The organism is Devosia elaeis, from assembly GCF_001650025.1.
In the GTDB taxonomy this organism is placed as follows: Bacteria; Pseudomonadota; Alphaproteobacteria; order Rhizobiales; family Devosiaceae; genus Devosia; species Devosia elaeis.
In genome coordinates this window covers 1-8,760 of sequence record NZ_LVVY01000118.1, presented here as the reverse complement: position 1 = coordinate 8,760, position 8,760 = coordinate 1, and the positions used below count along the sequence as shown (strand labels likewise).

The 8,760-nt window shown below is 62.7% G+C and carries 9 protein-coding genes and 1 riboswitch; of the genes, 4 read left to right on the top strand and 5 right to left on the bottom strand.

The window, feature by feature from the left end:
* Positions 1–425 precede the first annotated feature (425 nt).
* Positions 426–1,007: a VUT family protein gene (locus tag A3840_RS15325; protein ID WP_067458722.1), complete on the top strand. Its 582-nt coding sequence runs from the start codon at positions 426–428 to the stop codon at positions 1,005–1,007.
* Positions 1,004–1,465: a preQ(1) synthase gene (gene queF / locus A3840_RS15320; protein WP_067458719.1), complete on the top strand. Its 462-nt coding sequence runs from the start codon at positions 1,004–1,006 to the stop codon at positions 1,463–1,465. The genes A3840_RS15325 and queF overlap by 4 nt, the downstream gene beginning before the upstream one ends.
* 537 nt (positions 1,466–2,002) lie before the next feature.
* On the opposite strand, the gene ribH is transcribed toward queF, so the two are convergent.
* The 5 genes from ribH to A3840_RS15295 all read right to left on the bottom strand — a co-directional run bounded on the left by ribH (position 2,003) and on the right by A3840_RS15295 (position 7,470).
* Positions 2,003–2,446, bottom strand: coding sequence for a 6,7-dimethyl-8-ribityllumazine synthase (gene ribH / locus A3840_RS15315; RefSeq protein ID WP_082903945.1), 444 nt, complete (start codon positions 2,444–2,446; stop codon positions 2,003–2,005).
* On the bottom strand, positions 2,439–3,659 hold the full coding sequence (locus A3840_RS15310) for a bifunctional 3,4-dihydroxy-2-butanone-4-phosphate synthase/GTP cyclohydrolase II (RefSeq protein ID WP_067458713.1): 1,221 nt from the start codon (positions 3,657–3,659) through the stop codon (positions 2,439–2,441). Before A3840_RS15310 ends, ribH begins: the two co-directional genes overlap by 8 nt.
* Positions 3,635–4,243: a riboflavin synthase gene (locus A3840_RS15305; protein ID WP_067458710.1), complete on the bottom strand. Its 609-nt coding sequence runs from the start codon at positions 4,241–4,243 to the stop codon at positions 3,635–3,637. The genes A3840_RS15310 and A3840_RS15305 overlap by 25 nt, the downstream gene beginning before the upstream one ends.
* Positions 4,224–5,273, bottom strand: a complete 1,050-nt coding sequence (gene ribD / locus A3840_RS15300; RefSeq protein WP_067458707.1) for a bifunctional diaminohydroxyphosphoribosylaminopyrimidine deaminase/5-amino-6-(5-phosphoribosylamino)uracil reductase RibD — start codon at positions 5,271–5,273, stop codon at positions 4,224–4,226. Before ribD ends, A3840_RS15305 begins: the two co-directional genes overlap by 20 nt.
* Positions 5,274–5,362: 89 nt before the next feature.
* Positions 5,363–5,512: riboswitch (FMN riboswitch) on the bottom strand.
* A gap of 134 nt (positions 5,513–5,646) precedes the next feature.
* Entirely contained in the window at positions 5,647–7,470 is a 1,824-nt protein-coding gene (locus tag A3840_RS15295; RefSeq protein ID WP_245676639.1) for an ATP-binding protein, read from the bottom strand.
* On the opposite strand from A3840_RS15295, the gene A3840_RS20210 reads away from it, so the two are divergent.
* Together A3840_RS20210 and A3840_RS15285 are read left to right on the top strand one after the other, a co-directional pair.
* Entirely contained in the window at positions 7,384–7,641 is a 258-nt protein-coding gene (locus A3840_RS20210; RefSeq protein ID WP_342669901.1) for a BON domain-containing protein, read from the top strand. The two genes, A3840_RS15295 and A3840_RS20210, sit on opposite strands and share 87 nt — an antisense overlap.
* Positions 7,642–7,946: 305 nt before the next feature.
* Positions 7,947–8,483, top strand: a complete 537-nt coding sequence (locus A3840_RS15285) for an HdeD family acid-resistance protein (protein ID WP_067458698.1) — start codon at positions 7,947–7,949, stop codon at positions 8,481–8,483.
* Positions 8,484–8,760: the final 277 nt, after the last annotated feature.

Here is an 8,760-nt window from a genome sequence, read left to right as displayed (position 1 = left end):
CCGATCCGGCTGGTCGCTTACCTTTGCGTCGGCAGAGTCGATAGCTTCTTCGCATCACCTGAACTAGAGCAGAAGGGATGGCGGATGCGTATCCCGCTGGCGGACCTGGTTTTTGAGAACCGCTGGAATGCGAAGGGTGGCTGACTAGCGTCGCCGGTGGTTCCTAAAGCCCCAGTAAACGTCAATGATGGAAACGGCCATAAACGCATAGTGCGGGCTATGATAGGCCGTTCGTCCTTCATCAAGTAACCGAGGACCGCCACAACAAGGGACGGGAGGCCCCGCCGCCTGTCTTGAGTCTCTCAAGACACCATATTGGCAGTACCAGCATCTCCCTTTCCCGGTGCAGGCTCTTGCACTCCGGTGCTGGCTGCGGCTATCGCAATCCGGCGCAGGTCTGTTTTGCCTGACCGCAGGAGAACTCAATGTTATCTCGTCTTGATACGCGGCGGCGGATCGAGGGCCTTGCCCTGTTTGCCGCTTTCGCCTTAACTGTTCCACTCGCCAACTGGATGATCGGCAATGTGGGAACTGTCTGCCCTCCCGATGGCCCATGCTTGATTCCCGTCGCTCCGGGACTTTTGGCGCCGAGCGGTGTCATGGTGGCAGGACTCGCCTTTGTGCTGCGGGATCTGGTGCAGCGGCGCCTCGGCCTGGCTTGGACCATTACTGCAATTGCCTTTGGGGCTATATTGTCGGTGCTGGTCGCCCCGCCTGCTTTGGTGTTTGCCTCAGTGGTTGCGTTTCTTGTTTCAGAGCTGGCCGACCTGGGTGTTTATACTCCATTGCAGCGCCGAGGCCTGGTGCTGGCTGTCGTCGCCTCGAGCATGGTCGGCTTGTTTCTCGACACCCTGATCTTCCTGCAGCTGGCATTCGGCAGTATTGAGCTGATGTGGGGGCAGATCGTTGGCAAAGGCTTGATGGTTCTGGTCGCCATTCCCTTCATCTACTGGCTACGCTCATATGATGAGCGGCAGGAACGGCAACTCGCTGGAGCACTGGCATGACCGACTTCTCTCTTCAAGTCACGCAGCTTGGTCGTGAGACCAAGGCGGCAGACAGCCCCGAACTCGCCATTCTGGAGCGCGTGCCCAATCCACAGGCCGATACAGACTATGTCGCGCGGTTTACGGTGCCGGAGTTTACTTCTCTGTGCCCTGTGACAGGTCAGCCAGATTTTGCCCATCTGGTCATCGACTATGTTCCGGGCGACTGGCTGGTGGAGTCCAAATCGCTCAAGCTCTACCTGACGTCGTTCCGCAACCACGGCGCCTTCCATGAGGACTGCACAGTATCGATCGGACGCCGGCTGACGAGCCTGCTGGAGCCCCGATGGCTACGGATCGGAGGGTACTGGTACCCGCGTGGTGGCATCCCAATCGATGTGTTCTGGCAGACTGGCATTGTACCACAACATGTCTGGCTTCCCGAGACAGGTGTGCCGACCTATCGCGGGCGCGGATAGGAACTGCCTCTTTTCAGCGCTAAGCTGTGACCGACGACACTGCTCCCGAGCTATCCATCCGCTCAGGACGTCCGTTCGCTCAATGTCCGCTCCTTGATGAATGCGTCTAGGAGCGGACTGGCGACAACGGCCAGCATCACGGCAAAAGACCTTCCTTCCGGGGTCAAAAGCTCTCTTGCTAACACAAGTTCGCCTGCGCCCGGAAAGCTTCGCCGATGATCGAGCGGCCCAGCTTGACGTAGATGATGTCGCTGAGCCCCCGGCCACCGCCGGCCTTGGCCTCGCCCATGCTCATGGTCTGGACGCCGCTGCGACGCAAAGATCGGCACGCCGAATCGCGTCGAGAGACGCGCTAGGAAGGGAAACCCCTGCCATGACTGCACGGTCTGCAGGACCAGCACGGTCTCGAAATCTGCCGCCGGGCGTGAAAAGAAGATCTGCGCCGCTTGCTGGGCACGGCCATGGTCCAAAAACGAACCGTCAACAGGCCCTGCCGACTTTAAAGAACGGCAGGGCCGCATCGCTCGATACTAGAGGCTAGTCGCCGATCGCGTCGAGTGCTCGAAGGGCTTCCAGGCAGGCAGCCGCGGCTTCGCGGCCCTTGTTGTGCTCGTCCTTGCGGCTGCGCAGGATGGCCTGCTCGTCGGTATAGGTGGTCAGGATACCGAAGGTGATGGGCTTGCCTGTTTCGAGCCCGGTCTGCATCAGGCCATGAGCGGTGGCCTCACTGATATATTCGAAATGGGCCGTATCGCCCTTGATGACACAGCCCAGGCAAATGACGCCGTCGAAGCCGGACTGCGCGAGCCGCCTGGCGATGAGCGGAATTTCGAAGGCGCCTGGCGCTGAATAGATGTTGTCCGGCGCGACCGAAACACCATTCTCGGCGAGATAGGCTAGTGCGCCATCGCGCAGCCCATGGGTGACCTCCAGGTTAAACTGGCTGACGACGATGGCAAGGCGGGGTGCGTTTTCAGGCATTCTGGTTCTCATGGTCCTGGTGGGTGAAGGTGTGGCCGAATTTGTCCCGCTTGGTCGCGAGATAGCGCCAGTTATAGGGATTGGCCGGGATTTCGAGCGGCACGCGCTCGGCGACGTGGATGCCGAATTTTTCGAGGGACAGGGCTTTGTCGGGATTGTTCGACAACAGCCGCAGACGGTCGATACCGAGCGAGCGCAGGATCTGCCCGGCAATGCCGTAGTCGCGGGCATCGGCGACAAAACCCAGCGCGGTATTGGCCTCGACGGTGTCGTGCCCCAGGTCCTGCAGGGCATAGGCGCGGATCTTGTTGGCAAGCCCAATGCCGCGGCCTTCCTGACCGCGCAGGTAGATCAGGGCGCCGCCGTCACCGGTGGCGATCTGGCGCAGGGCCTCCTGCAGTTGCGGCCCGCAATCGCATCGCAGTGATCCGAGCGCGTCCCCGGTCAGGCATTCCGAATGCAGGCGCACCAGCGGTGTACGCCCCAAAGGACTACGGAGCAGCGCCAGATGCTCGGTGCCGTCCAGCCGGCTACGAAAGGCGCGGACCTCCAGGGGAAGCGGGGAGTGTTCGGTGGGCAGTTCGGACCGCGCCACTTCGTCCACCAGTGTTTCATTGGCGAGGCGATGGGCGATAATGTCCCTGATAGTGAGAATGGGCAGCTTGTGCTCCCGGGCAAAGACCTCGAGATCGGGCCGTCGCGCCATTTCGCCATCGTCCCGCATGACCTCGCAGATGACGCCCGCGGGCCGCAGCCCGGCCAGTCGCATGAGGTCGATCGCCCCCTCGGTATGGCCATCGCGCGCCAGGACGCCATTGTCGGCGGCCCGCAGCGGAAAGACATGGCCCGGAGAGGCGATGTCGCCAGAACGGACGTCGGGAGCCGCTGCAACCTGGATCGTCCGGGCCCGGTCATGCGCGGAAATGCCGGTGGTGATCCCGTCGACGGCCTCGATGGAAACGGTGAAGGCGGTCGAGCGGCGGGCCCGGTTGTTGGCCACCATTGGGGGCAGGCCGAGCCGGTCCACCTGTTCGCCCGTCAACGCCAGGCAGATGAGGCCTCGTCCATGACGGGCCATGAAGTTGATCGCCTCCGGCGTCGCAAATTCGGCGGCAATGACCAAGTCGCCTTCGTTCTCGCGATCTTCGTCGTCGACCAGGATCACCATGCCGCCATTGCGCAACTGGGTCAGGGCTTGAGATAGGGCAGGCATAGCCGCTCCACATATTTGGCCATGACGTCGACCTCGACATTGAGGGCGTCGCCGATGGCGAGGGTTTTCAAGTTGGTGTGCTCCCAGGTGTGCGGGATGATGGTCACGAGCACCGCGATGCCGTCGTCCCGGTCATCGAGGCCATTGATGGTGAGGCTGATGCCGTTGAGGGCGATGGAGCCCTTTTCGACGCAATAGCGTCCCAAGGCTGAGGGCAGCAGGAAGACGTGCCGATAGGCGCCGTCGGCCTCGATCCGCTCGATCAGCTGCGCCAGCCCATCGACATGGCCCTGCACCAGATGGCCGGAGAGCCGCGTGTCGAGGGTCACCGCACGCTCCAGATTGGCGTATTGCCCCACTGCCAAGCCACCCAGATTGGTGCGCGCCAGGGTTTCGGGGCTGATGAAGAAGCGGGCAAGGCCGTTTTCATCGAACTGGGTGACCGTCAGGCACACGCCATTGACGGCGATGCTCTCACCCAGCGCGAGGTCCGGCCAGCCGCTGTCGAGTTCGATTTCCAGCGACCCGCCGCGGGACGCGGCCATTCTCACCCGCGCCAGTTTTTCAATGATGCCCGAGAACATCTCTTTCCTTTCCTTGTGAATAAGATTGGGGAGCCGGCTGGCAGCGAACGGTCACCCGGTCGGTGCCATCAGCATTGGCGGCCTGTTCGATCAGCAAGTGCTCGTCCCAGAGACCTGCCGACAGCATGTGCGTCGTTACGGTCGGGCCGGCTTCGACCAGCACCTCCATGCCCTTGGCAGCGCCGATCGTTTGCAGCGCTTCATGCACGTCATCGGCCAGATGCACCGAAAAGCCACGTTGTCGGGCAGCGTCCATATAGAGCTCAGGAATGCGCCGCCGCCTGTCCAGAAGAACCAGCATGCGATGCTTGTCCGGATGGTCGGGGATCAGGCGCACGGTGAATAGCGGGTCATCCGCTAGCACCGTCCCGGAACCCGTGAGAATGGCGTCGGCCCGGCGCCGCAACCTATGTGCCAGTTCCAGCGATGCGATGCTGGTGAAGGTCTTTTGTCCGACCGCGGGCACCATGCTGCCTAGGGACGAGATGGCCTGCTTGATCGTGATGAAGGGCAACCCCATCCGGACGCGCTTTGCGAACGGTGCGATGAGGCGTTCCGCCTCGGCCAACACGAAATGGGCCGATGGATGGTCCAGCTCCGAGAGGAAATTTACCCTGAGACCGGCCGCGCGCAGGCGTTCGGCGCCGCCCCCCTTCACTTGGGGGTTCGGATCGCGGCATGCGATCCATACCTGTCGTGCACCCGTTGCCAGGATGGCCTCGGCACAGGGTGGCGTGCGGCCGTGGTGATTGCAGGGCTCGAGCGTCACCACGACGGTGTGGACTTTATCGGCCAGGCCAGCGGCATGGGTCTGGGCGATGGCCTCGGCCTCGGCATGGGGCAGACCGGCCCGCCGATGCGCCCCGCTGGCCAGTTCCCGCCCATAGGGGTCGAGCAACAGGCAGCCGACGGGCGGATTGGGCGCCGTGGCTCCTTCATGTGCCCTCGCCAGTTCCAGCGCGCGAGAAAATGCGCGCAGGATGAGCTGCGGCGAAAGTTCGGGATTGAGTATGTCTGCGTCTTTGTTCATGCCCGTCTCGTCGTCAATTCAGACGAGTTCCAGGGCAAATGACGACAAGCACGCGCCCTCCGATGATAGGAAAGCGCGCGTCGACAATCATTGGTTCTCTTCCATCCGGACTATACCGTCGGCCCCGGAATTACACCGGGTCTGCTGACCCCATCCCGAAGGATGGGCGCTCGCGGGCTGATGTGCACAAAGACACAATTACCGCCGGTGGGGAATTTCACCCCGCCCTGAGAACTCTCCGCCATGAATAAGGAGGCAGGGCGGGCAGATCAAGTGGGCACAAAGGCGTAACCTGCGCACGAAACGAGGCGCACCGGCAATCGCTCTCGCCATTGAGCGCGATCGGCATCGGCCGGCCGCGCCAGATTTCAGGCTATCGCAAGACCTTGCGCAGGCTGGTTGCCAACCGGTCGCGGCTATAGGGTTTGCCGAGCAGCTCGATGCCTGGATCGACGCGGCCGTCGTATTCGATGGCGTTCTCGGTATAACCAGAGGTGAACAGGACCTTGCGGTCGGGCCGCAAGCCCTGCGCCATTTTGGCGAGGTCAGCGCCATTGACGCCACCGGGCATGACAATGTCGGTGAACAGCAGCGTGACGTCGGGATTGGCCGCGAGCAGTTCCATGGCCGGGGTCGCGGCGGTCGCCTCCAGGACGCGATAGCCCAATCCTCCGAGTAGGCCCGAGACGTGACGGCGGACCATGGCATCATCCTCGACAAGCAGGATCAATTCGCTGCCGCCCTCGGGCGCCCGGCGCGCTGAGTCCTCGGGCGATGCCGTCAGGACCTGCATGGACTTGCGGAAATAGAGACTGATCGAGGTTCCGTGGCCCAGCTCGGACCGGAGCCGGATGTGCCCGCCTGATTGCTTGACGAAGCCATAGACCATGCTCAGCCCCAGACCCGATCCCTTGCCGATCTCCTTGGTGGTGAAAAAGGGCTCGAAGACCTTGGACAGCAGGTCAGGGGCGATGCCGTGGCCGGTATCGGATACAGTCAGCACCACATACTGCCCGGGCGCGACATCGGCAGCAACCGCCTGGATGGTGTCGAAGGTCGTGTTGGCCATGCTGATCGTAAGGCTGCCGCCATCGCCCATGGCGTCGCGGGCGTTGATGGCCAGGTTGAGAACAGCGCTTTCCAGCAGAGCCGGGTCGATTTCGACCGCCCATAGGTCGTCCGGCCGGCTGACCTGGACATCGATGTGCTCGCCCAGTGTGCGTACCAACATGGCTTCCATGCCGGCGATCAGGTCGCCGAGGTCGAGAAGGCGCGGTTGCAGGGGCTGTTTGCGCCCAAAGGCCAAAAGGCGGCTCGTGAGCTCGGCCCCCCTTTGAGCGGCCGTCGAGATCATTTCGGCCAGCAGGTGCGGCTGCGTACCCCTCTCCAGCGCATCGCAGAGCAGCTCGGCACTGCCCAGTATGACGGTCAGGAGGTTATTGAAGTCGTGCGCGACACCGCCTGTGAGTTGGCCCATGGCTTCGAGTTTCTGCGCCTGCCGCAAGCGGCCCTCGAGTTCACGCCGCGGGGTGACATCGAGCATGCTGCCCACCATCCGCACCGCCCTGCCACTCTCGTCTCGAATGACGGATCCGCGGTCGATGATGCTGAGAGCATAGCCGTCATGGTGCAGGAACCGGTATTCGCTGAGCCTGGCCGCCTGTCCGGTCTGCTCCGCCAGGGGCACGAATATATCAGGGCCGCAAACGAGCGTGTCGCCGCGAGTCCAGCGCGCCAGCGCCTCGTAGCCGATCAAGCCGCCGTCGCTGCATCTCACCTTGGGCTGAAAAACCGGGCCGATCTCGCCTTCCGACAATGCGCGCGCCAGGTCTTGGCTGGACGGTGTCGAATTGGGTGACGGCATGACCAGTCTGAGCTTTGGCGTGGCGTTTCCCGTCTCGAGCAACGTGGAAAGAGCGCTGCGGCTGAACGGCTTGGACAGGGCGCCCGCGATTGGGAGCTCATGCTGTTTTGCCGAACGCTGGGCGGCGTCCAGCACCCGGCGATCGACGCCACTGACAATGATCAGCGTCGCCTGGCAGCCCATCTCTGCCAGCCGCTGGATGACCTCGACACCATCGATGCGGGGCATGACCAGGTCGAGCAGAATGTGGCTGGAACCCCATTCAGAGACTTGCGTGAAGAACTCATTGGTGGTCCGGCAATAGGCGCTTTCGGCACCGATGGACGCGGCCATCATCCGCACCGTTTCGCCGACAAGCGGATCATCATCGAGGATCAGCAAGCGCAGGTGGGGACCCTGAAGGGCACCGTCCGATCCTGGGCTGAGCGGCAGGAGGCCGAGCGTGCCGCCTGGCGTGCGCCGGGCGTCGTCAAGGTCGACAATCGCATTGTGGTCAGTCCCTGACGCCGAAGCCGGCGCGCGCCCCAAAGGTGAAGATCATGTCCTCATCCACAGTCCCACCAGAATCATCGGGGCGCGCGCCACAACACGGTGAGCATGGCCTGCGCGGCACCACTCGGGGAGAAGCAAACGACCCGATCGACGAGGCCAGCGACGAGTCCTTTCCTGCCAGCGATCCGCCCGCGTGGATTTATCGGGAGCCTCATCCCGGAAGAATAGAGCCGTTGGCGCCGCACGAAGAAGACCGGAACCCTGCTGTCCCGCGAACGGCGCCTCTCAATCCACAAATCCTGCCAGTGGAGGGTCAAATGACCTGGTTCAAATTCGGCGACGCGGCTCTGTCGGATGCCAGGAACTTGATGCTTGCAGGCAATTGGTGGATCGACGCGCTGCGCGGTGTGCTCGCCATCCTCTTCGGCATCGGTGCCTTTGTCCTCCCCGGAGCGACGATACTTGCGCTGGTGGCCGTGTTCGCCGCCTTTGCCATCCTGGACGGTGCCCTCAGCATCGCGCAGGCCGTTCGCGGCGCCCGCAGGCAAGAGCGCTGGGCCTTGCTTCTCCTCAACGGCCTGGTCGGAATAGCGATCGGCGTAGCCGCGGCAATCTGGCCCGATATCAGCATACTGGCCTTCGTCTTCATCATGGCAGCCTGGGCATTGATGTCGGGAGCCGTGATGCTGGGAACGGCGATTTGCCTCAAGACCAGCCACGGACGCTGGTTGCTGATCCTGGGTGCCATCGTGTCGATTCTGTATGGCGGCCTGCTGTTTGTCAGCCCCTTCCTTGGAGCGCTGGTCCTGACCTGGTGGATCGGCGCACACGCATTGGTGCTCGGCGTCATCTAGATCAGCCTGGCCTTCAGGCTCAGGCCGCCGCCTGAATGCCGCCACAGGCCTTCACGGACTGGCTTCAATCATCTTCGCGTCCAAGTGATCGCATGGCATCAGTTATCAATGGGCCACAGCTCAGCAGGCTACCGCGCTGACTGCCAGTTCGCTGTGCGCATCGCTGAAAGTCCGCATGGTCCTTGACTGCACCCCATGCGCAGGTCGCGCCATTCATCATCTGTAGAACGTCTGCTTGAAGTTGTCTGGGACCAACAGCTGACAGACCGCAAGCGGC